A 22,644-nucleotide genomic window follows, 5' to 3' on the forward strand; every position below is an offset into this window, starting at 1 on the left:
TGTTTAATAAATGCCTTTGATAAATATATGAACAATATATTTATTATGAATAATTTTGTTTGCCGACTCACACAACCCCAATCAATATTTTCCGGTTCGCGACTTCGTTATTTTTCTTACTCCCTAAACCACGAGTGAGGAAATATCATGAACTACCAATTCGAAAATCTGGTCTTTGAAGGCGGCGGCGTAAAAGGCATCGCCTATGGCGGCGCGCTGGAATTGCTGGAAGCCAAAGGCATCATGCCGCAGATCAAGCAAACCTCCGGCGCCTCGGCGGGCGCCATCGCCGCGCTGCTGGTCGGCCTGGGCTGCAGCTCGGCGGACGTCACCAAGATTCTGTCGGCGATGGATTTTAAAAAATTCCTCGATTATAACGGCGGCTTTTTCGGTACGATCCAGGATGCCTATCGCCTGTTTAATCAATACGGCATCGCGCCCGGCGATTATTTCTATCAATGGTCACGCGATATTATCAAGCAGTATACCGGCAACCCGGATATCACCTTCGAGCAGTTCGAAGCGATGAAGGCGGCGAAAGGGTTCAAGTCGATTTACTTTATCGGCGCCAACCTCAACAGCGGCCAGCGAGAGGTTTATTCTCACCGTACCACGCCGCGCATGAAAGTGGCGGACGGCCTGCGCATTTCGATGTCGTTCCCCTTCGCCTTCGTGGCGAAGAACAATACTCTGGGCGACCTGTGCATCGACGGCGGCATGATCGACAACTACCCGGTGCGGCTGTTCGACTATGACTTCTCCGCCACGCCGCCTTACATCGACGCCTCCAGCCAACGCATCAACACCCGCACCCTGGGCCTTCGCCTCGACTCCGCCGGCGAAATCGCCCAGGCCGCCGGTCAGGCCGGCCCGCGCACGCCGGTCAACAACCTGTTTGATTTCACCCTGGCGGTGGCCAACGTGATGCTGGACATCCAAACCAAGGTGCATCTGGACAGCGATGACTGGAAGCGCACCGTGTATGTCGATACGCTCGACGTCGGCACGCTGGAGTTCGGCATCAGCGAGGAGAAGAAACGCGCGCTGATCGAATCCGGCCGTCGCGGCGTAGAGCGCTACTTCGCGTGGTATGACGCCGCCATGAAACAGGCAGCGTAACCGGTATTATCCCCGCCCGCACGTCAGGCCGGCGCGCGGGCAAAAAAAATCCCCGCGGGGGCGGGGAAAGGCAAAGTAACGCTAAGGATTTATAGGAGTTATACGAAGAACTTGGCCAACACCAGCAGCGACAGCGAAACGTTGATAGCGCCGCCGATACGGGTTGCGATCTGGGCGAACGGCATCAACGACATGCGGTTGCCGGCGGTGAGGATCGCGACGTCGCCGGTCCCGCCCTGCCCGCTCTGGCAGCAGGAGACAATCGCCACGTCGATAGGGTGCATGCCGATTTTCTTGCCGACGAAGAAACCGGTCGCCACCAGCGCGCTGACGGTGGTGACGATCACGATCAGATTCTGTACGGTGAACGCGTCCACCAGCTCCTGCCACGGCGTGATAGCCACCCCGACCGCGAACAGGATCGGATAAGTCACGGCGGTGCGGAAGAATTTGTACACCACCTGCGAGCCTTCCTGAATGCGTGGCGATACCCCGTGCGCCAGCTTCACCGCCACGGCGGCGAACAGCATGCCCACCGGCGCCGGCAGGCCGATCAGACGGTGCAGCAGCATGCCCACCATATACAGCAGAATGGCCAACAGCGCGCCGCAGGCGATGGTGCTGACGTCCACCTTGCCGCTGATTTTTTCCACCGCGCTCATGTCGCTGTCGCCCTGCTTGCTCGGCATCAGGCTGCCTTCGCCGGTCAGGTGCGGATAACGCTTGCCCAGCTGGTTAAGCAGGCCGGCGATGACGATAGCGGTCAGGCTGCCGAGCATCACGATAGGCAGAATGCGCCCCAGCGCCACGCCCTGTTCCATGTGTAGGATCGCCGCGTAGCCCATCGACAGCGGGATCGCCCCTTCACCTACGCCGCCGGCCATGATCGGCAGGATCAGGAAGAAGAAGATCTGGAACGGTTCCAGGCCCAGCGCCATGCCAACGCCCATCCCCACCAGCATGCCGACGATCTCGCCGCACAGCATGGGGATGAAGATGCGCAGGAAGCCCTGGATCAGCACCTGGCGGTTCATGCTCATGATGCTGCCGACGATGATGCAGCAGATGTAGAGGTACAGAATGTTGGTCGATTTGTAGAACTTGGTGGTCGATTCCACCACCACGTCCGGCAGCAGGCCATAGTGCACCAGCGCGGAAGGAATGAAAGTGGCGCAGATTGCCGCCGCGCCCATTTTGCCGATCAGCGGCAGGCGCTTGCCGAATTCGCCGCAGGCGAAGCCGAAGAACGCCAGGGTGGCCACCATCACTACGATATCGCTCGGCAACTTGCCTTCCAGGCAGTCGAGCAGAATCAATACGCCGGCCAGAATAAAGAACGGTAACGGAATAATCCCTACTTTATAATTGTCCAGTATCCGCCACCATTTCTCACGCAGAGGAATATCGGCGGTCTTGTCTTTGGCTACGAGGTAAGAATCATCTGTTGTGCTCATAATCTGGCCTCTTATTAGTTTGTTCAGCCATCATAGAGAAGCGCACGGATTATCTGCTGTGATTATGTTCAAAGTTAAAAAGGGTTTTTAATGGTGGTTATGGTTTCTATGGGGTTAATTAAGATTATGTAAAAACCAACGCGGTTTTAATGGTGTTAATACCGTTTTTATTTTAAAGCTTATTAATTTTATCGTAGGCGAACAATTCTCGTCCGGTTCACTCTAATCCCGTGTGAGGGATCACAAGTTGATCGAGCGCAATATTACAGACCCCGCTTATCGTGATAGGGTAAGGCTTCAGGATCTCTTTACGGTGAAGCTCCACCATGCGCCTCAAACTCTCATTTCAAATCAAACTGTTTCTGTGCCTGGTGGCCTTCTCCTGCCTGCTGCTGACCTGTATCGGCGCCTATACCTATTACCAGTTGGATGCGCAACTGCACCGCGATCTCGGCGCCCGCGCCCAGGTGCAGGCGCGGGAAATCGCCCTTATCCCTTCGCTGGTGGACGCGGTGGAAAACAACGACGCCGCCAGGATCGCCGCACTGATGAAAAGAATCCGCGCCAGCAGCGACGCCAGCTATATCGTCATCGGCGATAATCATGCCCGCCATCTTTATCATTCCGAATACGAAGGCCGCCTGGGCACACCGATGATCGGCGGCGATAATAAAGAGGTACTGGAAGGGAAAAGCATTATTTCCATTCGCAAGGGCGGCATCGGCGTATCATTACGTAGCAAGGCGCCGATCCTGGATGAAAATAATCAGGTGATCGGCATCGTTTCCGTCGGTTATTTGAAATCGCATATCGATAATTTAAATGCCAGGACGTTGACGCAAATTATCGGCTCTATCGTGCTGCTGCTGATTGCCCTGTTCGTTTTTTCCTGGCTGCTGTCGAAAAATCTCAAGCGCCAGATGTTCTGGCTGGAACCGAAAGAGATCGCGCTGCTGGTGCGCCAGCAAAAAGCGCTGCTGGAAGCCATTTATGAGGGCGTGATCGCCATCGATCCGCAATTGCGGATCATCACCATCAACCATGCGGCGCGCGAGCTATTGGATCTACACCAGCCCGCCGCCAGCTTGCTGGGCCGACCAATCGGCGACGTGATCCAGGCGCAGCCGGACTTCTTCGCCGCCGCGCAACTGGGCCAGGATACGCACGACGAAGTGTGCCGCTTCAACCACGTGCGGGTGATCGCCAGCCGGGTGCGCATCATGCAGGAGCAGGAGCTGCAAGGCTGGGTGATCAGCTTCCGCGACAAGAACGACATCAATACCCTGAGCAGCCAGCTCAGCCAGGTGAAACGCTATGCCGACAACCTGCGCATCATGCGCCACGAGCAGCTGAACTGGACCGCCACGCTGGCCGGGCTGTTGCATATGCAGCGCTACGACGAGGCTATTCGCTATGTGGAAGCCCAGTCGGAGGGCGCGCAGGAGATCCTCGATTTCATCTCGCAGCGCTTCAGTTCGGCGGCGCTGTGCGGCCTGCTGCTGGGCAAATATTCCAGCGCCAGAGAAAAAGGCATCGAGCTGCGCTTCGATCCGGCCTGCCAGCTGCGGCAGATCCCGGCGGCGCTGAATGAGACCGAACTGATGTCGATCGTCGGCAACCTGCTGGATAATGCGGTGGAGGCGACGCTGCACCGCCCGGCGCCGCACGAAGCGATCGAACTCTATATCAGCGACGGTAGCGACGAGCTGGTGATCGAGGTGGCGGATCGCGGTACCGGCATCGCCGAGGAGATTCGTGATACGCTGTTTGAACAGGGCGTCACCACCAAAGCGGATAAAAGCGACCACGGCATCGGCCTGCATCTGGTCGCCAGCCACGTGGCGCAGGCGCATGGCAGCATAGAAGTGTCAGACAACGAGCCGCACGGCGCGATATTCTCTATATTTATCCCTAAATAAAACCCATAACCCGATTTTTTGAGCACCCGATTATGTCACACCAAGCACTGGACGTTCTGATCGTGGAAGACGAGCCGCAACTGGCGACGCTGCACGCGGAGTTCATCGAGAAAAATTTCAACCTGCGGGTGGTGGCTTACGCCGCCACGCTGGCCGAAGCGCGAGCCAAAGCCAACGCGCATCAGCCGCGCCTGATCCTGCTGGATAACTTTCTGCCGGACGGCCAGGGCATCGAGCTGATGGAAGAGCCGGCGGTGAAGAACCCCGCCTGTTCGGTAATCTTCATCACCGCCGCCAGCGACATGCATACCTGCAGCCAAGCGATCCGCAACGGCGCCTTCGACTACATCATCAAGCCGGTGTCCTACAAGCGGCTGCGCAATTCGCTCGAACGTTTCATGCAGTTCGTACAGACCCAGCGTACCTTCAAGATCATCGATCAGGATAACGTCGATGCGCTGTACAACCTGCAGTCGAAGCAGTTCTCCAGCGAGCCGAGCGCCAAAGGCATCGAAACCAATACCCTTGATCTGGTGCAGGCGCTGTTTATCGCCCAGCCGACGGTAGCGCATGCGGTGGAAGACGTGGTTGAGCAGGTCGGCATCAGCAAGACCACCGCCCGCCGTTATCTGGAATATTGCGTCGCCACCCAGTTCGTGCGGGTAGAGATGTTGTACGGCAATATCGGCCATCCGCGGCGGCTGTACCGCAAGGCCTGAGGCTGCCATCTGGCTGTCATATTACGGCGATAACATAGCGCTCGACGATATCCCCCTCGATATCGGCACCTGTCGTTAAAACTGATGAAATACTGATGACTTTTTACCCGGCCTATGGTCGGGTTTTTTATTATCCGAACGGCAGGCGCGGCGCCCAAATATTTCTCTGCACCACACCGTATTATTTCCCCAAAAACCAAACCATTATGGCGAATAACGGCCGTCAATTTTGAGTCACGGGCCAAATTACCATAACTAATTAAAACCTTGATGTAAACCACTAATATCCCATTTAAATGACATTGAGGGTTGTCTCAGATATTCACTGTGTTAGGGTAAAAAGCTCTTTTATTTTGCTAAGGACAGCCCATAACGCGTTAATTAAACCAGAGGAAACAGCAAATTGCATGGCAATTAAACTCGAAGTAAAGAACCTGTATAAGATATTTGGCGAACACCCGGAGCGCGCATTCAAACTGCTGGATAAAGGTCTGACAAAAGATCGGCTGTTTGAAAAAACCGGCTTATCGCTCGGCGTAAAAGACGCCACTCTGGCCATTGAAGAAGGCGAGATATTTGTCATCATGGGGCTCTCCGGTTCCGGCAAGTCCACCCTGGTACGCCTTCTCAATCGTCTGATAGAACCCACCCGCGGCCAGGTGCTGATCGACGGTGAGGACATCGCCAAAATATCCGACACCGCGCTGCGCACCGTGCGGCGAAATAAGATCAGCATGGTATTTCAATCCTTCGCGCTGATGCCGCACATGAATGTCCTGAATAATACCGCCTTTGGTATGGAATTAGCCGGCATACCGTTGCAGGAACGTCAGGAAAAAGCGCTGGATGCCCTGCGTCAGGTCGGGCTGGAGAATTATGCGCTCTCTTATCCAGATGAATTATCCGGCGGTATGCGCCAGCGCGTAGGATTAGCCCGCGCCATGGCCAATAACCCGGATATATTATTGATGGACGAGGCCTTCTCGGCGCTCGATCCGTTAATTCGCACCGAAATGCAGGATGAGCTGGTGAAATTACAGGCCCAGCATCAGCGCACCATCGTGTTTATTTCCCACGATCTGGACGAGGCGATGCGTATCGGCGATCGCATCGCCATCATGCAGGGCGGTGAGGTGATCCAGGTCGGCACACCGGACGAGATCCTGAACAACCCGGCCAACGACTATGTGCGCACCTTCTTCCGCGGCGTGGACATCAGTCACGTGTTCAGCGCCAAGGATATCGCCCAACGGCGCCCGGTGACGCTGATCCGCAAAACCCCCGGCTTTGGCCCCCGATCGGCGCTGCAGCTGCTGCGCGATGAGGACCGTGATTATGGTTATGTTGTTGAACGCGGGAAGAAATTTATTGGCGTGGTGTCGATAGAGTCGCTGAAAAAGGCGCTGTCCGCCAATCAAACGCTGGACGATGCCCTGCTCGAGGCCCCTGCCGCCGTGCCGGCCGATACGCCGCTCAGCGATCTTATTTCCCTGGTCGCCCAGGCGCCCTGCGCGGTGCCGGTGGTGAGCGAAGAACATAACTATCTCGGCATCATCTCCAAGGCCATGCTGCTGCAGGCGTTGGACAAGGAGGGCTCAACCAATGAGTGATACCACGCAAACCCAAGATCCCTGGGCTACCGCACCGGCAGATGCCGGCGCCGCACCCGCTCACGATGTCGCCGCCAACGCCGGCGACGCCTGGTCCAGCGCGCCGCCGCCGGCCGCTCATGACGCCGCCGGACAAGGCGCAGATTGGCTCAGCAGCGCCCCGGCGCAGCCTGAACACTTCAGCCTGCTCGACCCGTTCCATAAGGCCTGGGTGCCGTTCGACTCCTGGGTCACGCAAGGCATCGACTGGCTGGTGCTGCACTTCCGCCCACTGTTCCAGGGCATTCGCGTGCCGGTGGATATGATCTTGAGTGGCTTCCAGCAATTGCTGCTGGGCATGCCGGCGCCGATCGCCATTCTGGTGTTCTCGCTGCTCGCCTGGCAGGTCTCGGGCCTCGGCATGGGCGCCGCCACGCTGCTCTCCCTGGTCGCCATCGGCGCCATCGGCGCCTGGTCGCAGGCGATGGTTACGCTGGCGCTGGTGCTGACCGCGCTGTTCTTCTGCATTCTTATCGGCCTGCCGCTCGGCATCTGGCTGGCGCGCAGCAAGCACGCCGCCAAGGTGATAAGGCCGCTGCTCGACGCGATGCAAACCACCCCGGCCTTCGTCTACCTGGTGCCGATCGTCATGCTGTTCGGCATCGGCAACGTGCCGGGCGTGGTGGTCACCATTATCTTCGCGCTGCCGCCGATCGTGCGCCTGACCATTTTGGGCATCAAGCAGGTGCCGGAAGATCTGATCGAGGCCGCCGAATCCTTCGGCGCCAGCCCGCGGCAGCTGCTGTTCAAGGTGCAGCTGCCGCTGGCGATGCCGACCATCATGGCCGGCGTGAACCAGACGCTGATGTTGGCGCTGTCGATGGTCGTCATTGCCTCGATGATCGCGGTCGGCGGTCTGGGGCAGATGGTGCTGCGCGGCATCGGCCGGTTGGACATGGGCCTGGCCGCCGTCGGCGGGGTCGGCATCGTGATCCTGGCGATCATTCTCGATCGCCTCACCCAATCGCTGGGGCGCGATCGCCGCAGCAAGGGCATCGGCCGCTGGTATCGCCGCGGCCCCATCGGGCTACTGACTCGCCCGTTCATCAAACAGGCCTGACGCTTTTCCCGCCGGCGGCTGCGGCCCCGGCGGGCTATGACACCACCACATCGAAAGAGGGGAAACACTATGCGCACCACGGGCATCTGGGCTCTCGCCCTGACGACGCTGATTGGCTCACAGAGCGCCATCGCGGCAGACTTACCCGGCAAGGGGATCGCGGTACAGCCGGTGCAAAGCACCATTTCCGAAGAGACGTTCCAGACGCTGCTGGTCAGCAAGGCGCTGGAGAAATTGGGTTACGACGTGAAGGAACCGCGTGAAGTGGATTACAACGTCGCCTACACCTCCATTGCCTCCGGCGATGCGACCTTTATCGCGGTCAACTGGGACCCGCTGCACGCCGATCAGTACAAGGCCGCCGGCGGCGACGCCAAGTTCTACCGCGAAGGCGTCTACGTCAACGGCGCCGCGCAGGGTTACCTGATCGACAAGAAAACCGCCGAGCAGTATCACATCACCAACGTCGAACAGCTCAAGGATCCCAAGATCGCCAAGCTGTTCGACACCAACGGCGACGGCAAGGCCGATCTGACTGGCTGCACCCCGGGTTGGGGCTGCGAAGCGGTGATCAACCACCACATCAAGGCCTATGGCCTGAGCAATACCGTCGAGCACAACCAGGGCAACTACGCGGCGATGATCGCCGACACCATCACCCGCTACAAAGAGGGCAAACCGGTGCTGTATTACACCTGGACACCGTACTGGGTCAGTGATGTGATGGTACCGGGCCGCGACGTGGTCTGGCTGCAGGTGCCATTCTCTTCGCTGCCGGGCGAGCAGAAGAACGTCGACACCAAGCTGCCTAACGGCGCCAACTACGGCTTCCCGGTCAACACCATGCGCATCGCCGCCAACAAGCAATGGGCCGAAGCCAATCCGGCGGCCGCCAAGCTGTTCGCCATCATGAAGCTGCCGATCGCCGACATCAATGCGCAAAACCTGCGCATGCATGAAGGCCAGGCTTCGGAGGCCGATATCCAGAACCACGTTAACGGCTGGATCAAGGCGCACCAGGCGACCTTCGACGGCTGGGTGAAAACCGCCGCCGAAGCGGCGAAGTCGTAACCGTTCAGGGGCGCCGCCTTTGCCGCGCCCCTACCCCGCCATATCGATGCCGCTGAACTGTAAAAAACGTGCGGCGGCGTTCGACAAGGGCTGCGGCCAGATGCAATACACCTGGCGCCGCGGCCCGTCTTCAATCGGAATCGACACCAGCGCGCTTAAGCGTTGCGCGGTCGAGACAGGTACGATACCCGCCGCCAATCCGCGCCGCACCAGATTCTCCAGCCATTCGATATGATCGATTTCAAAACTGACGTGCCGGCGGATACCCGCCGCCTGGAAGGCGCGATCGGTTTGGCGTCGCGCGCCGGTGCCGCTGTAGAAATCCACCAGCGGCACTTCCGCCAACGCCTGCAGGTTCACCCGCTCGCGATTAGCCAGCGGGTGCTGCGGCGCCACCAGCGCCACCAATGACTCATCGGTCAACTGCCGGTGCGACATCGGTAGTAAATCGACATCGCCGGGCCAGATGCCGACGAACGCCATATCGCACTTCTGCTGACGCACATCCTCCAGCAGGGCTTCGCTCATGCCAACGTACAGGCGGATGTTCACCGCCGGATAGTGGCGATGAAACTTGTCGAGCTTTTCGGTCAGATCAATCGCGTTTATGGTTGAAATTGTGCCGATGGTCAGGGTGCCGGACACCGCATCGCCGGCGGCGGTCACCTCTTCCACCAGCGCCTGCTGCGCCGCCAATAGGCGCTGCGCCGACGGAATGAAAGCCTGGCCGGCGGGGGTCAACCGCACCCGTCGCGAGGTGCGTTCAAACAGCGTACAGCCCAGCTCTTCTTCCAGTTTTGCGATCTGGTGGCTGAGCGCCGACTGCACCGTATGGCAGCGCTGCGCCGCCCGGGTGAAACTCTGTTCTTCCGCCACCGCCAGCGCATAGCGGATCTGTTTCAGGTTCATGGCATCTATCTTGAAATGAGATAAATCAAATGAAAATTATACATTGGTTTCCACAGACGCGTTGCCGGATACTGCGCGCTATCTTCTTCCCGTGATGAAAAAATCATGAATCCACAAAACGCCCATCCGGGCCTCAGCCCGGCGCTGACCGTGCTGATTGCCATCGCCACCGGCCTGGCGGTCGCCAGCAACTATTACGCGCAACCGCTGCTGGAAACCATCGCCACCAGTTTCAACCTGTCGGTCAACCAGGCCGGCTTTATCGTCACCGCCGCGCAGCTCGGTTACGCCACCGGCCTGCTGCTGCTGGTGCCGCTCGGCGATATGTTCGAACGCCGCGGCCTGATCGTGTTCATGACGCTGCTGGCCGCCGGGGGCATGCTGATCACCGCCACCTCCGCCACGCTGCCGATGATGATCCTCGGCACCGCGCTCACCGGGCTGTTCTCGGTAGTGGCGCAGATCCTGGTGCCGCTGGCCGCCACGCTGGCCCACCCGGAAAAGCGCGGCAAGACCGTCGGCATCATCATGAGCGGCCTGCTGCTCGGCATCCTGCTGGCGCGAACCGTCGCGGGCGCGCTGGCGTCGTTCGGCGGCTGGCGCACCATCTACTGGGTCGCCAGCATGCTGATGATCCTGATGGCGCTGATCCTGTGGCGCGCGTTGCCGCGCTATAAGCAACACTCCGGGCTGAACTACCCGCAGCTGCTGGCCTCGATCTTCAGCCTGTTCTGCCGCACGCCGTTGCTGCGCACCCGCGCCATCCTCGGCGCCCTGTCGTTCGCCAACTTCAGCGTGCTCTGGACCTCAATGGCCTTTCTGCTCGCCGCGCCGCCGTTCAACTATTCCGAAGGGGTGATCGGGCTGTTCGGCCTGGTGGGCGCCGCCGGGGCGCTGGCCGCTTCGCGCGCCGGGCATCTGGCAGACAAAGGTAAAGCCGGGTTGACCACCACCGTCGGCCTGGTGCTGCTGCTGCTGTCCTGGATCCCTATCGCGTTAGCCAAACAGTCGCTGTGGGCGCTGATCGCCGGCATTCTGATCCTCGATCTGGCGGTGCAGGCGGTGCACGTCACCAACCAGAGCGTGATGTACCGCATCATGCCGGACGCGCGCAACCGCCTGACAGCCGGCTACATGACCAGCTACTTTATCGGCGGCGCGCTCGGTTCTCTGCTCTCCGCCTCGGCCTATCAGCATGCCGGCTGGTACGGCGTGGCCGCCGCCGGCGGGGTGTTATGCCTGCTCAACCTGCTGACCTGGTGGCTCGGCAAGCACCACGATCCACAGGGGCCAGCGACAATCTGATTATCGTGCAAATAGTCACTAAAGAAATTTATTAGCGGTGCAGGGTATAAACATTACTTACTCTCTGGTAATGTTCTGGGCATAAACTATTGAAGTCCTATCTACCCTGCGATCCACAACCATGCAAAGCCAAGCTGCAGACAGCCTCAATCCGCCCGCCGTCAGCGCCACCTTCGCCAACGGCGTCGTCGACAGTTTGCCGATCGTCATCGGGTATGTCCCGGTGGCGTTCGCCTTCGGCCTCAACGCCGTCAAACTGGGCTTTTCCCCGCTGGAAAGCCTTTTCTTCTCCTGCATCATCTACGCCGGCGCCAGCCAGTTCGTGATCACCGCCCTGCTGAGCGCCGGCATGTCGCTGTGGGTCTCCGCGTTGACGGTGATGGCGATGGACGTGCGCCACCTGCTGTACGGCCCGGCGCTGCGTCACCGTATCGTCTCGCGCATGTCGCCCGGTAAAACGGCAATGTGGGCTTTTGGTCTGACCGATGAGGTCTTCGCCGCCGCCACCGCCAAGCTGATGCGCAATAACCGCAGCTGGAGCGAAAACTGGATGCTGGGCATCGCGCTCTGTTCCTGGCTTTCCTGGGTAGCCGGCACCGCGCTCGGCGCGCTGTTCGGCAACGGCCCGCTGGAGCAGTTCCCGGTGATCGAGGCCTCGCTGGCCTTCATGCTGCCGGCGCTGTTTCTCAGTTTCCTGCTGGCCGCTTTCCGGCGCCCGCAGAGCCTGACCATCGCTGCCTCATTGGCCGGTGCGCTGCTCGGCGTGGTGCTGTTCTCCATCCCGGTTGCCATTTTGGCCGGCATCGGCGCCGGTTGCGTCGCCGCTCTGTTCCAACCTGCCCCTGCGGAGGCCAGCCATGAACACTGATGTGCTGGTGATCGGCCTGGTGGTGGGCTGCGCCAATTACCTGTTCCGTTATCTGCCGCTGCGGCTGGCGCCGGCGCGCGCCCAGCCCGGCCTCAAACGCGGTAAAGCCGCCCTGCTACTCGACAGCATTGGCATCGCCTCGATCTGCGCCCTGCTGGTGGTCTCCAGCACGCCGGTGGTGATGCGCGAACCGGACAAGCTGCTGCCGACGTTGGCGGGGTTCGCCGCGCTGGCGCTGTGCTTCTACCGCAGTAAAAGCATCATTCTGTCGACGCTGCTCGGCGCGACGGCCTTTGGCGTCACATTAAAGCTGTTAATGCTTTTCGGTCCAGGCTGACGCCGCGCCGAACGTTTGGCTTCGCTTTGGCGTTTTCATGCGCCACATCTTTACAAACTCTGACAAATGACACGAATTGCTAAATTATCCGCACGGCTGAACATTTACATTATTAGTCACCGTCGTTACTATCTCGAACGAAATTAATGAGGCCCTAAATTATGGAAAGCTCGTTTGCCCCCATAGAACAAATGCTGAATTTCCGCGCCACCCGGCAGAAAGATTTCCCGTATCAGGAAATCCTGCTGACCCGCCTGTGCATGCACATGCAAGGCAAGTTGCTGGAAAATCGCAACAAGATGCTGAAGGCGCAGGGGATTAACGAAACACTGTTTATGGCGCTGATTACCCTGGATGCGCAGGAGAGCCACAGCATCCAACCTTCTGAGCTAAGCTCTGCCTTAGGCTCCTCGCGCACCAATGCGACCCGCATCGCCGACGAGCTGGAGAAACGCGGTTGGATCGAGCGCCGTGAAAGCGATAACGATCGCCGCTGCCTGCATCTACATCTGACGCCGCAGGGGGAAGAATTTCTCAGTCAACTGCTGCCGCCGCAGCACCAATGTCTGCATTTCCTGTGGTCCACGCTGACCGACGATGAGCAAAAACAGCTGGAACAGCTGACGCGCAAATTGCTGGCACGTCTGGATCAAATGGAAATCACAGAACAGTTATCCTAATTCACAATTTCTGTTCAGGTACCTATTATGCGATCCCCATTTAACTGGAGATTCACCCCGCTGTTCGCCGTATTGCTGCTGGCCGGGTGTGCTTCTACCGATAATATTGCCCCGCAATCCACGCTGATGGATCCGCAGAGCCTGCAGTTGGCTCAGCCGAAAGTCAGTTCGCTGGCCGTCAGCCCGCAGTGGTGGCGCGCCCTCAAGGATCCGCAGTTGGATGCCCTGATGACGCAGACGCTGCAAAACTCGCCGACCCTGCGTCAAGCCGCCGCCCGCGTGCGCGAAGCGCAGAGCGTGGTGGGCGAAGCCAACGCCGCCAACGGGCCGAACCTGGATCTGAACGCCAGCACCCAGCGTCAACGCGTGCCGCAAAACGTCAATATGGGGTTGGGGTATCCGCATAAGCCGATCTATTCAAGCTCCAACTCCCTGGGGTTGAACCTGGCGTACGAATTCGACTGGTGGGGTAAATACCGCAACCAGGTGAACGCCGCCAAAGCGCAAGTGAACGCTGCGCGCGCCGAGCAGGAACAGGCGGCGCTGACGCTGACCAGTTCGGTGGCGTCCGCCTACTACCAGCTGCAAAGCAATCTGGCGCTCGAGAAGCTGCTGCAGCAGGAAGTGAACAACAATGAACGCCTGACCGCGCTGCGCCAACAGCGCTATCAGGCCGGGCTGACCGGCGTCGACGTGCCGCAACAAACCCAGGCGCAGTCCGACGTCGCTAAACAGCAGATTCTGCAGTTGCAGTCGCAAATCGAACAGCTCAGACACCAGCTCGCCGCGCTGGCGGGCCAAGGGCCGAACGCCATGCAGCACCTGCGTCAGGTGCCGTTGCCCGCAGACAACCTGATGGCACCGCAGGGCGAGCTGACGGCGGATCTGCTGGGCAAACGCCCGGACATCGCCGCGCAACGCCAGCTGGTGGAGTCTTACAGCCAGCGCGTCAGCGCCGCGCGTAAGGAGTTTTACCCCAGCCTGACCATTTCAGCCTTCGCCGGCCTGATGACCACCAACACCAGTGGCACCAGCCCGAATCTGTTTGAAGCGGCCAGCCAGGCCTGGAACGTGATGCCGGCGATTTCGCTGCCGATCTTCCACGCCGGGGCGCTGCGCAGCAAGCTGGGCGAGGAATCCGCGCTGTATGACGAAGCGGTGGAATCCTATAACCAAACCATCCTGAATGCGGTACAGGAAACCGCCGACGCCATCACCATCCAGCAGAGTTCTGCGCAACAGCAGCTGCAGGCGGCGTCCGCGGCCCAGTCGATGCAACAGGTGTATCAGGTCGCTAACGCCCGTTACCAGGCAGGGATTATCGGGCGCGACGATCTGTTGACCAGCCAGACGCAGCTATTGCAGCAGCAACAGGCGGAGTTAAATGCCAGCAGCAACTTACTGCAGGCGAAGATAGGACTGATCCGTGCGCTGGGCGGTGGCTATCAGGCCCCGGCCGCAGCGGATTCGAAAGCATAATAATATAAGGCTTGGAGAACACCATGAGCGCGAGCGCGGAAATCCAAAACCCGCAGCAGCCGAGCGGCAAAAAGAAGCAGCGTAAATTTTGGCTGCTGTTGCTGACGGTTATTTTCATTGTTATAGGGGTGGCTTACTTAGTGTATTGGTTCCTGGTGCTGCGTCATCATCAGGAAACCGACGACGCCTACGTCTCCGGCAACCAGGTGCAGATCATGGCCCAGGTGTCCGGTAGCGTGAACAGCGTCAATTTCGACAACACCGACTACGTCAAGCAGGGCGACGTACTGCTGACGCTCGATCCGACCGATGCCGAGCAGGCGTTTGAACGCGCCAAAACCGGCCTGGCCAACAGCGTGCGTCAGACCCACCAGCTGATCATCAACAGCAAGCAGTATCAGGCCAACATCGCCCTGCGCAAGACCGATCTGAGCAAGGCCGAGAACGATCTGAAACGCCGCGTGGTGCTGGGCAGCGTTGACGCCATCGGCCGCGAAGAGCTGCAACACGCTCGCGATGCGGTCGACAGCGCCAAGGCCGCGCTGGAAGTGGCGGTGCAGCAATACAACGCCAACCAGGCGATGGTACTGAATACCCCGCTGGAACAGCAGCCGGCAATCCAACAGGCCGCCGCGCAGATGCGTGACGCCTGGCTGGCGCTGCAGCGTACCAAAGTGATCAGCCCCATTACCGGCTATGTCTCGCGCCGCAGCGTGCAGGTCGGCGCGCAGATCGCCGCCGGTTCGCCGCTGATGGCGGTGGTGCCGGCCGATCACATCTGGGTTGACGCCAACTTCAAGGAAACCCAGATCGCCAACATGCGCATCGGCCAGCCGGCAACGGTAGTCAGCGATGTCTACGGCGATGACGTGGTGTATCAAGGCAAAGTGGTCGGTATCGATATGGGCACCGGCAGCGCCTTCTCGCTGCTGCCGGCCCAGAACGCCACCGGCAACTGGATCAAGGTGGTGCAACGTCTGCCGGTGCGTATTGAGCTCGACGCCAAGCAGGTGGCCGATCATCCGCTGCGCATCGGTCTTTCGACGCTGGTGACCGTCGACACCGCCAATCTGGACGGCCGCGTGCTGTCTGACGTGGTGCGCGACAAACCGCTGTACCAGAGCGACGCGCTGGCGTTGAATCTGGCGCCGGTTAACCAGCTGATCGCTGACGTGATCCATGCGAACGCCGGCTAAGCGCGCGGGAGGCCATCTTGCCACAGAAACCGCTTGAAGGCGCCCAGCTCGCCTGGATGACGGTCGCGCTCGCCATGGCGACCTTCATGCAGGTGCTGGACTCCACCATCGCCAACGTGGCGATCCCCACCATTGCCGGTAACCTCGGGTCTTCCAACTCGCAGGGGACCTGGGTGATCACCTCGTTCGGCGTGGCGAACGCCATCTCGATCCCGATCACCGGCTGGCTGGCGAAGCGCATCGGCGAAGTGCGGCTGTTCCTCTGGTCCACCGCGCTGTTCGTCCTCGCTTCCTGGCTGTGCGGCATCTCCAACAGCCTCGGCATGCTGATCTTCTTCCGCGTGATCCAGGGCGTGGTGGCCGGGCCGCTGATCCCGCTGTCGCAGAGCCTGTTGCTGAACAACTACCCGCCCGCCAAGCGAGCGATGGCCCTGGCGCTCTGGTCGATGACCGTGATCGTCGCGCCGATCTTCGGGCCGATCCTCGGCGGTTACATCAGCGACAACTACCATTGGGGTTGGATCTTCTTCATCAACATCCCGATCGGCGCCTTCGTTATCATGGCGGCGATGGCGACGCTGAAGGGGCGAGAAACCAAAACCGAGATCAAACCGATCGACACGGTTGGCCTGGTGCTGCTGATCGTCGGCATCGGTTCGCTGCAGGTGATGCTCGATCAGGGCAAGGAGCTGGACTGGTTCAACTCGACCGAGATCATCACCCTGACCGTCGTGGCGGTCGTAGCGCTGTTGTTCCTGGTGGTCTGGGAGCTGACGGATGACCATCCGGTGGTGGATCTGTCGCTGTTCAAGTCGCGCAACTTCACCATCGGCTGCCTGTGCATCAGTCTGGCGTACATGCTGTACTTCGGCGCCATCGTGCTGTTGCCGCAGCTGCTGCAAGAGGTGTACGGCTATACCGCCACCTGGGCCGGGCTGGCGTCGGCGCCGGTCGGGCTGATCCCGGTGCTGCTGTCGCCGATCATCGGCAAGTTCGGCAACCGGCTCGACATGCGCAGGCTGGTGACCTTCAGCTTCATCATGTATGCCGTGTGCTTCTACTGGCGCGCCTATACGTTTGAACCGGGCATGGACTTCGGCGCTTCCGCCTGGCCGCAGTTCGTCCAGGGCTTCGCCATCGCCTGCTTCTTCATGCCGTTGACCACCATCACGCTGTCCGGCCTGCCGCCGGAGCGTATGGCGGCGGCATCGAGCCTGTCGAACTTCACGCGAACCCTGGCGGGCTCGATCGGTACCTCGATCACCACCACCCTGTGGACGCAGCGCGAATCGCAGCACCATTCGCAGCTGACGGAGTTCGTCAACCCGTACAACCCGCAGTCGCAGGAGATGTACCGGCAACTGGAGCAGCTCGGCATGAGCAAGCAGCAGGCGTCGGCGTATATCGCCAACGAGATCACCGCGCAGGGCCTGATCATCTCCGCCAACGAGATCTTCTGGCTGTCGGCCGGGGTGTTCCTGGTACTGCTGGTGCTGGTATGGGTGGCGAAACCGCCGTTCAGCTCTGGCGGCGGTGGGGGCGGCGGCGCTCACTAAGCTTCAATAAACGAAACGGGCGCCCTGGGGCGCCCGTTTTTTTATCCGACGTAGAACAGATTACGCCTGATTCTGACGCCACCAGTCCGCCAGCAGAATGCCGGTCGCCACGGAAACGTTCAGGCTTTCCACTTTGCCGGTGCCGCCGATAGACACGTTCATGTCGCCCTGTTGCCAGGCGCCGTCGCTGAGGCCGTCACGCTCCTGGCCCAGCACCAGCACCATCTTGGCTGGCAGCTTGGCCTGCGCCAGCGCGGTGCCTTTGTGGCTGGAGGTGGTGACGATGGTGTAACCCGCCTTGCGGAAGGTATCCAGCACCGACAGGAAATCATCGGCGTTGATCGCCTTGATGTGCTCCGCGCCGCCTTCTGCGGTACGCACCGCCGCGCCGGACTCCAGCAGCGCCGGATCCTGCAGCAGCACGCCGTTGACGCCAAAGTGGGCGCACGAACGGACGATGGCGCCCAGGTTGTGCGGGTTGCCCACTTCTTCCAGCGCCAGCACGCAGTCGGTCGCCGGTGCGGTTTTCAGGTAGGTCTGCGCATCCAGGCCCTGACGCTTTTTGATCAGGAAGCAGACGCCGCCGTGGTGCTCAGTGCCGGAAGCCTTGGCCAGCTCTTCCTCATCCACCACGTGGTAGGCTTTGCGGTTAGCCGCCATCCAGCGCAGCGCTTCACGGAAGCGCGGCGTGACCGACTGCACGAACCAGGCGCGCACGATCGCTTCCGGGCGGCTGGCGAACAGCGCCTGACAGGCGTTTTCACCGTAAACGCGGGTTTCTTCCGCGCGCTGGCGGCGCAGCTGTTCCGGATCGATGAAGCTTTTGCCACTGATGCCACCGTGATCGAACGCCGGCTCTTCATTCGGTGCCCGCGAGACGGTTCTCCACGGTGACTCATTGCCACCGCGATCTTCAGTGCGCGCCGGACGGCGAGGACGATCGCTTTCACTGCGGCGGGAGTCGGCGCCGCGGCGATCGTTGCCGCCACGCGCCTTGTCTTGACCAGTGCGGCCCGAGCGCGCACCGTCAGCCGGACGGCCTTTGCCAGCCGGACGTTTATTCTTGTTGCGGTCATCGCCATTGTCGTCGTCATTGCGGACGTACATCACTTTGACTTTACCGTTCTTGCCACTAAATGAATCGTTCATTGTCTTCTCCACCAACGCGCAGGGCGCGAAGATTACCTGATGTTGGTGCACGAAGCCACCAACTTGCGCTAAAAGCTCCCAACTATCACATCCATTGAACAAACCTCATTGTTCACGCGCCGGGTTTTGCCGATAATTGTCAGCATTAAAGAAACATCTCCGCAACCGCGTTGCGGGGACCCGGCTTTCTCAGTACCCGAGGTCAACATGAATACAGTTTGTGCAGCTTGCAATGCCACCAACCGTGTGCCGGAAGAACGTCTGGCGGACAACGCGAAATGCGGCCGCTGCGGCCACGAGCTCTTCGACGGTGAAGTGATCAACGCCACCGCCGCCACGCTGGACCAGTTGCTGCAGGACGATCTGCCGGTCGTGGTCGATTTCTGGGCGCCGTGGTGCGGCCCGTGCCGCAGCTTTGCGCCGATCTTTGAAGACGTGGCCGAAGAGCGCGCCGGCAAAGTGCGCTTCGTGAAAGTGAACACCGAAGCCGAACCGGAGCTGAGCGCCCGTTTCCGCATCCGCAGCATCCCGACCATCATGGTGTTCCGTCAGGGCAAGATGGTCGACATGCTCAACGGCGCGATGCCAAAAGCACCGTTTGACAACTGGCTCAACGAGTTAGTGTGATTCCGCAAGTATAGGCCGTATCCCGCCATCGCGCGCGAACGCGCCCCGATCGAGCCCGCCCCTCCCGGCGGGCTTTTTTCTGCGTTACAATAGCGGTTTTTCCCCCAGGATCGTTATGACCGACAACGCCGTACTTCGCCTGCGCCAATTCCGTTTAGACCGCGCCACCCGCCCTTTTTTGGCGCGCGGTTGCCGGGTGGCGCGTTGTCAGGGTTGCCTGCTGCCGCATAAAAACTGCCTGTGTGACACCATTCGCCCGCAGCAGGCCGGCAGCCGCTTCTGCCTGATCATGTTCGGCGCCGAGCCGCTCAAGCCCAGCAACACCGGGCGCCTGATCGCCGATATCCTGCCGGACACCCAGGCGTTCCTCTGGTCGCGTACCGAGGTCGATCCCGCCCTGCTGGCAGCCATCAACGATCCGACGCGGCAGCCTTATGTGGTGTTCCCCGCGTCCTACGCCGACGCCGAACGGCCGGTGTTCAATGAGCTGCCCGTCGGCGGTAAACCGCCGCTGTTCATCATGCTGGACGGCACCTGGGCAGAAGCGCGCAAAATGTTCCGTAAAAGCCCGTATCTCAATCAATTCCCGGTGTTTTCACTCAACGTCGATGCCGCATCCGACTATCAGCTGCGCGAAGCCAGCCGCGCCGAGCAGCACTGTACGGCGGAAGTGGCCGCCGCCCTGTTGCAACAGGCGGGCGATCTGCCGGCCGCCGACGGATTGAATCAGCATTTCCGCTATTTCCGTCAACAGTATCTGGCGGGAAAACCGACCCGGCCGGAGGCACCGGTCACAGCAATGTAGCCATAAAGCGCCTAAAATCAGGCGTAACGTTGCCAAAAGGAGCCGTGCATGAGCCAGCGAGGGTTAGAAGCGCTACTACGTCCCAAATCGATCGCCGTGCTGGGCGCTTCGCAGCAGCCGGGCCGTGCCGGCAACCTGATGATGAGCAACCTGCTGGCCGGCGGTTTCGGCGGGCCCATCTTGCCGGTGACGCCGCGCTACAAGGCGGTATGCGGCGTCATGGCCTATCCCGACGTCGCCAGCCTGCCGCTGACGCCGGATCTGGCGATCATCTGCACCCACGCCAAGCGTAATCTGGCGCTGATCGACGCGCTGGGCCAACGCGGCTGCAAAACCGCCATCGTGCTCTCTTCGCCACCGGAACAGTTCGCCGAGCTGAAGGCCTGCGCGCAGCGCCACGCCATGCGGCTGTTGGGCCCCAACAGCCTGGGGCTGCTGGCGCCGTGGCAGGGCATCAACGCCAGCTTCTCGCCGGTGCCGATCCAAAAGGGCAAGCTGGCGTTTATCTCGCAGTCCGCCGCCGTGGCCAACACCATTCTCGACTGGGCGCAGCAGCGCGAAGTCGGCTTCTCCTACTTCATCGCGCTGGGCGACAGCCTGGACATCGACGTCGACGACCTGCTAGACTTTTTGGCGCGCGACAGCAAGACCAGCGCCATCCTGCTGTATCTGGAAAACATCAGCGACGCACGACGCTTTCTCTCCGCCTCGCGCAGCGCCTCACGCAACAAGCCCATTCTGGTGATCAAAAGCGGCCGCAGCCAACAGGCGCAATTACTGCTCAACAGCCAGCTGGGGCTGGACGCCGCTTATGACGCCGCCATCCAGCGCGCCGGCCTGCTGCGCGTGCAGGATACTCACGAGCTGTTCTCCGCGGTGGAAACCCTCAGCCATATGCATCCGCTGCGGGGGGAACGGTTGATGATCGTCAGCAACGGCGCGGCGCCGGCGGCGATGGCGCTGGACGAACTGCTCGGCCGCAACGGCAAGCTGGCGACGCTGAGCGAGGAAAGCCTGGCGAAGCTGAGCGATGCGCTGCCGGATTTCATTCGCGCCGGCAACCCGCTCGATCTGCGCGATGACGCCACGCCGCAGCGCTACCTGGCGGCTCTCGAAGCGCTGCTCGACAGCCACGACTATGACGCGCTGCTTCTGATCCATGCGCCGAGTGCGGCGGCGCCGGGCACCGCCACGGCGCAGCGGCTGATTGACGCGCTGCATCGCCATACGCGCGGCAAGCGCATCACCTTGCTGACCAACTGGTGCGGCGAATACTCTTCTCAAGAGGCGCGCCGGCAGTTTACCGAGGCCGCCATTCCCACCTACCGCACGCCGGAAGGCGCGGTCACCGCCTTTATGCATATGGTGGAATACCGCCGCAACCAAAAGCAGCTGAAAGAGACCCCGGCGCTGCCGGTCGGCCTGACCGCCAATACCGCCGACGCTCACCGCCTGATCCATCAGGCGCTGGCCGAAGGCGCCACCCAGTTGGATACCCACGAGGTGCAATCCATTCTGCAGGCTTATGACCTGAGCACCCTGCCGACCTGGATCGCCGAAGACAGCGCCGAAGCGGTGCACATCGCCGAGCAGATCGGCTACCCGGTGGCGCTGAAGCTGCGTTCGCCGGATATTCCGCACAAATCGGAAGTTCAGGGCGTGATGCTCTACCTGCGCACCGCGACCGAAGTGCAGCGCGCGGCGGAGGCGATCCTCGACCGTGTGAAGCGTACCTACCCCCAGGCGCGCATCCATGGCCTGTTGGTGCAGAGCATGGCCAACCGCGCCGGCGCCCAGGAGCTGCGCATCGCGGTGGAGCAGGATGCCATTTTCGGCCCGTTGATCATGCTGGGAGAAGGCGGCGTAGAGTGGCGCCAGGAAAATCAGGTGGCGGTCGCGCTGCCGCCGCTGAACATGGCGCTGGCGCGTTATCTGGTGCTGCAGGCGGTGAAAGGCGGCAAGATCCGCGGGCGCAGCGCGCTGCGGCCTTTAGATATCCCTGGACTAAGCCGCTTGCTGGTGCAGGTCTCCAACCTGATCCTCGACTGCCCGGAGATCGCCCGGCTGGATATTCACCCGGTGTTGGCCTCCGGCAGCGAATTCACCCTGCTGGACGTTTCGATGCAGCTCGCGCCGTTCAGCGGCGATCCGCAGGCGCGGCTGGCGATCCGCCCTTATCCGCATGAGCTGGAAGAGACCATCGCGTTGAAAGACGGCAGCCAGTGCCTGTTCCGCCCGATCCTGCCGGAAGACGAACCGGCGCTGAAACATTTCATCGACCGGGTGACCAAGGAAGACCTCTATTATCGCTACTTCAGCGAGATCAACGAGTTTACCCATGACGATTTGGCCAACATGACGCAGATCGACTACGATCGAGAAATGGCCTTTGTGGCGGTGCGCGCAGACGAGATCATCGGTGTGACCCGCGCGCTGTCCGATCCGGACAACACCGACGCCGAGTTCGCCGTACTGGTGCGTTCCGATCTCAAAGGCGTGGGCCTAGGCCGTCAGCTACTGGAGAAAATGATCGCCTACGCGCGCGCGCATGGCCTGACCCGCCTGAGCGGCATCACCATGCCGAATAACCGCGGCATGATCGCGCTGGCGCAGCGACTGGGCTTTGGCATCGAGGTGCAGCTTGAGGACGGCATCGTCAATCTGACGCTGCCGCTGCAGGCCGCCGACGCGCAGTGACCTGCGTCGCAATGCGCTACGAATCCACCACTTAACGCCAAAACA

The 22,644-nt window shown here is 60.6% G+C and carries 19 protein-coding genes; 16 read left to right on the forward strand and 3 right to left on the reverse strand.

All coding sequences use genetic code 11. The annotated features are described in order from the left end of the window. Positions 1–147: 147 nt before the first annotated feature. Positions 148–1,119 carry a patatin-like phospholipase family protein gene (locus tag ACSJLU_RS19330; RefSeq protein WP_025303993.1) on the forward strand — a complete coding sequence of 324 codons (972 nt, stop codon included), beginning with the start codon at positions 148–150 and terminating at the stop codon, positions 1,117–1,119. A 98-nt stretch (positions 1,120–1,217) separates the two neighbouring features. On the opposite strand, the gene ACSJLU_RS19335 is transcribed toward ACSJLU_RS19330, so the two are convergent. Next, the gene (locus ACSJLU_RS19335) at positions 1,218–2,573 is read right to left on the reverse strand and encodes a 2-hydroxycarboxylate transporter family protein (protein ID WP_049205223.1); all 1,356 of its coding nucleotides are present in this window, start codon (positions 2,571–2,573) and stop codon (positions 1,218–1,220) included. A gap of 326 nt (positions 2,574–2,899) precedes the next feature. Here ACSJLU_RS19335 and ACSJLU_RS19340 point away from each other — a divergent pair, with 326 nt between their 5' ends. From ACSJLU_RS19340 to proX, 5 genes are all read left to right on the forward strand, one after another. Then, a complete protein-coding gene (locus ACSJLU_RS19340) occupies positions 2,900–4,492 on the forward strand; it encodes a sensor histidine kinase (protein ID WP_342100486.1) in 1,593 nt (530 codons plus the stop codon). A 32-nt stretch (positions 4,493–4,524) separates the two neighbouring features. Further along, complete coding sequence (locus ACSJLU_RS19345; RefSeq protein WP_043143800.1) at positions 4,525–5,211, forward strand: response regulator; 687 nt, start codon at positions 4,525–4,527, stop codon at positions 5,209–5,211. Positions 5,212–5,618: 407 nt separating this feature from the next. Further along, entirely contained in the window at positions 5,619–6,821 is a 1,203-nt protein-coding gene (gene proV, locus ACSJLU_RS19350) for a glycine betaine/L-proline ABC transporter ATP-binding protein ProV (RefSeq protein WP_016929846.1), read from the forward strand. Next, complete coding sequence (gene proW / locus ACSJLU_RS19355; RefSeq protein WP_043143799.1) at positions 6,814–7,920, forward strand: glycine betaine/L-proline ABC transporter permease ProW; 1,107 nt, start codon at positions 6,814–6,816, stop codon at positions 7,918–7,920. The genes proV and proW overlap by 8 nt, the downstream gene beginning before the upstream one ends. A gap of 69 nt (positions 7,921–7,989) precedes the next feature. Beyond that, on the forward strand, positions 7,990–8,991 hold the full coding sequence (gene proX / locus ACSJLU_RS19360) for a glycine betaine/L-proline ABC transporter substrate-binding protein ProX (RefSeq protein WP_025303998.1): 1,002 nt from the start codon (positions 7,990–7,992) through the stop codon (positions 8,989–8,991). Between the two features lie 30 nt (positions 8,992–9,021). Here proX and ACSJLU_RS19365 read toward each other — a convergent pair whose 3' ends face one another. Further along, entirely contained in the window at positions 9,022–9,900 is an 879-nt protein-coding gene (locus tag ACSJLU_RS19365) for a LysR family transcriptional regulator (protein WP_380826225.1), read from the reverse strand. Positions 9,901–10,005: 105 nt separating this feature from the next. Here ACSJLU_RS19365 and ACSJLU_RS19370 point away from each other — a divergent pair, with 105 nt between their 5' ends. The 7 genes from ACSJLU_RS19370 (at position 10,006) to emrB (ending at position 17,321) form a co-directional block, all read left to right on the forward strand. Beyond that, positions 10,006–11,205, forward strand: a complete 1,200-nt coding sequence (locus ACSJLU_RS19370; RefSeq protein WP_060448131.1) for an MFS transporter — start codon at positions 10,006–10,008, stop codon at positions 11,203–11,205. A gap of 121 nt (positions 11,206–11,326) precedes the next feature. Further along, positions 11,327–12,073 carry an AzlC family ABC transporter permease gene (locus tag ACSJLU_RS19375; protein WP_380826229.1) on the forward strand — a complete coding sequence of 249 codons (747 nt, stop codon included), beginning with the start codon at positions 11,327–11,329 and terminating at the stop codon, positions 12,071–12,073. Beyond that, complete coding sequence (gene ygaH, locus ACSJLU_RS19380; protein ID WP_025304001.1) at positions 12,063–12,410, forward strand: L-valine transporter subunit YgaH; 348 nt, start codon at positions 12,063–12,065, stop codon at positions 12,408–12,410. The genes ACSJLU_RS19375 and ygaH overlap by 11 nt, the downstream gene beginning before the upstream one ends. Positions 12,411–12,571: 161 nt before the next feature. Then, a complete protein-coding gene (gene mprA, locus ACSJLU_RS19385) occupies positions 12,572–13,090 on the forward strand; it encodes a transcriptional repressor MprA (protein ID WP_025160249.1) in 519 nt (172 codons plus the stop codon). A 27-nt stretch (positions 13,091–13,117) separates the two neighbouring features. Continuing rightward, positions 13,118–14,569 carry an efflux transporter outer membrane subunit gene (locus ACSJLU_RS19390; protein ID WP_025304002.1) on the forward strand — a complete coding sequence of 484 codons (1,452 nt, stop codon included), beginning with the start codon at positions 13,118–13,120 and terminating at the stop codon, positions 14,567–14,569. Between the two features lie 23 nt (positions 14,570–14,592). Continuing rightward, positions 14,593–15,765 (forward strand): multidrug efflux MFS transporter periplasmic adaptor subunit EmrA, encoded by a 1,173-nt coding sequence (gene emrA / locus ACSJLU_RS19395; protein ID WP_043143796.1) that lies wholly within the window; start codon positions 14,593–14,595, stop codon positions 15,763–15,765. Between the two features lie 17 nt (positions 15,766–15,782). Beyond that, positions 15,783–17,321, forward strand: coding sequence for a multidrug efflux MFS transporter permease subunit EmrB (gene emrB / locus ACSJLU_RS19400; RefSeq protein WP_043143795.1), 1,539 nt, complete (start codon positions 15,783–15,785; stop codon positions 17,319–17,321). 60 nt (positions 17,322–17,381) lie between these two features. Here the strand turns inward: emrB and ACSJLU_RS19405 are convergent, their stop codons facing one another. Continuing rightward, the gene (locus tag ACSJLU_RS19405) at positions 17,382–18,470 is read right to left on the reverse strand and encodes a tRNA/rRNA methyltransferase (protein ID WP_025304005.1); all 1,089 of its coding nucleotides are present in this window, start codon (positions 18,468–18,470) and stop codon (positions 17,382–17,384) included. Between the two features lie 207 nt (positions 18,471–18,677). Here ACSJLU_RS19405 and trxC point away from each other — a divergent pair, with 207 nt between their 5' ends. From trxC to ACSJLU_RS19420, 3 genes are all read left to right on the forward strand, one after another. Beyond that, on the forward strand, positions 18,678–19,097 hold the full coding sequence (trxC, locus tag ACSJLU_RS19410) for a thioredoxin TrxC (protein ID WP_004928868.1): 420 nt from the start codon (positions 18,678–18,680) through the stop codon (positions 19,095–19,097). Positions 19,098–19,212: 115 nt separating this feature from the next. Beyond that, on the forward strand, positions 19,213–19,902 hold the full coding sequence (locus ACSJLU_RS19415) for a tRNA-uridine aminocarboxypropyltransferase (protein ID WP_038629863.1): 690 nt from the start codon (positions 19,213–19,215) through the stop codon (positions 19,900–19,902). 48 nt (positions 19,903–19,950) lie between these two features. Continuing rightward, complete coding sequence (locus ACSJLU_RS19420; protein WP_025304006.1) at positions 19,951–22,599, forward strand: bifunctional acetate--CoA ligase family protein/GNAT family N-acetyltransferase; 2,649 nt, start codon at positions 19,951–19,953, stop codon at positions 22,597–22,599. Positions 22,600–22,644: the final 45 nt, after the last annotated feature.

It is taken from the genome of Serratia bockelmannii (assembly GCF_051803255.1).
Lineage (GTDB): Bacteria > Pseudomonadota > Gammaproteobacteria > Enterobacterales > Enterobacteriaceae > Serratia > Serratia bockelmannii.

Bases quoted from the DNA above. Each gene is read 5' to 3' on its own strand.
- ACSJLU_RS19390 (WP_025304002.1), top strand. From the start codon at position 13,118: ATGCGATCCCCATTTAACTGGAGATTCACCCCGCTGTTCGCCGTATTG.
- ACSJLU_RS19420 (WP_025304006.1), top strand. From the start codon at position 19,951: ATGAGCCAGCGAGGGTTAGAAGCGCTACTACGTCCCAAATCGATCGCC.
- ACSJLU_RS19405 (WP_025304005.1), bottom strand. From the start codon at position 18,470: ATGAACGATTCATTTAGTGGCAAGAACGGTAAAGTCAAAGTGATGTAC.
- ACSJLU_RS19335 (WP_049205223.1), bottom strand. From the start codon at position 2,573: ATGAGCACAACAGATGATTCTTACCTCGTAGCCAAAGACAAGACCGCC.
- ygaH (WP_025304001.1), top strand. From the start codon at position 12,063: ATGAACACTGATGTGCTGGTGATCGGCCTGGTGGTGGGCTGCGCCAAT.
- ACSJLU_RS19375 (WP_380826229.1), top strand. From the start codon at position 11,327: ATGCAAAGCCAAGCTGCAGACAGCCTCAATCCGCCCGCCGTCAGCGCC.
- proX (WP_025303998.1), top strand. From the start codon at position 7,990: ATGCGCACCACGGGCATCTGGGCTCTCGCCCTGACGACGCTGATTGGC.
- trxC (WP_004928868.1), top strand. From the start codon at position 18,678: ATGAATACAGTTTGTGCAGCTTGCAATGCCACCAACCGTGTGCCGGAA.
- emrA (WP_043143796.1), top strand. From the start codon at position 14,593: ATGAGCGCGAGCGCGGAAATCCAAAACCCGCAGCAGCCGAGCGGCAAA.
- ACSJLU_RS19365 (WP_380826225.1), bottom strand. From the start codon at position 9,900: ATGAACCTGAAACAGATCCGCTATGCGCTGGCGGTGGCGGAAGAACAG.
- ACSJLU_RS19330 (WP_025303993.1), top strand. From the start codon at position 148: ATGAACTACCAATTCGAAAATCTGGTCTTTGAAGGCGGCGGCGTAAAA.
- proV (WP_016929846.1), top strand. From the start codon at position 5,619: ATGGCAATTAAACTCGAAGTAAAGAACCTGTATAAGATATTTGGCGAA.
- mprA (WP_025160249.1), top strand. From the start codon at position 12,572: ATGGAAAGCTCGTTTGCCCCCATAGAACAAATGCTGAATTTCCGCGCC.
- ACSJLU_RS19340 (WP_342100486.1), top strand. From the start codon at position 2,900: ATGCGCCTCAAACTCTCATTTCAAATCAAACTGTTTCTGTGCCTGGTG.
- proW (WP_043143799.1), top strand. From the start codon at position 6,814: ATGAGTGATACCACGCAAACCCAAGATCCCTGGGCTACCGCACCGGCA.
- ACSJLU_RS19345 (WP_043143800.1), top strand. From the start codon at position 4,525: ATGTCACACCAAGCACTGGACGTTCTGATCGTGGAAGACGAGCCGCAA.
- ACSJLU_RS19415 (WP_038629863.1), top strand. From the start codon at position 19,213: ATGACCGACAACGCCGTACTTCGCCTGCGCCAATTCCGTTTAGACCGC.
- ACSJLU_RS19370 (WP_060448131.1), top strand. From the start codon at position 10,006: ATGAATCCACAAAACGCCCATCCGGGCCTCAGCCCGGCGCTGACCGTG.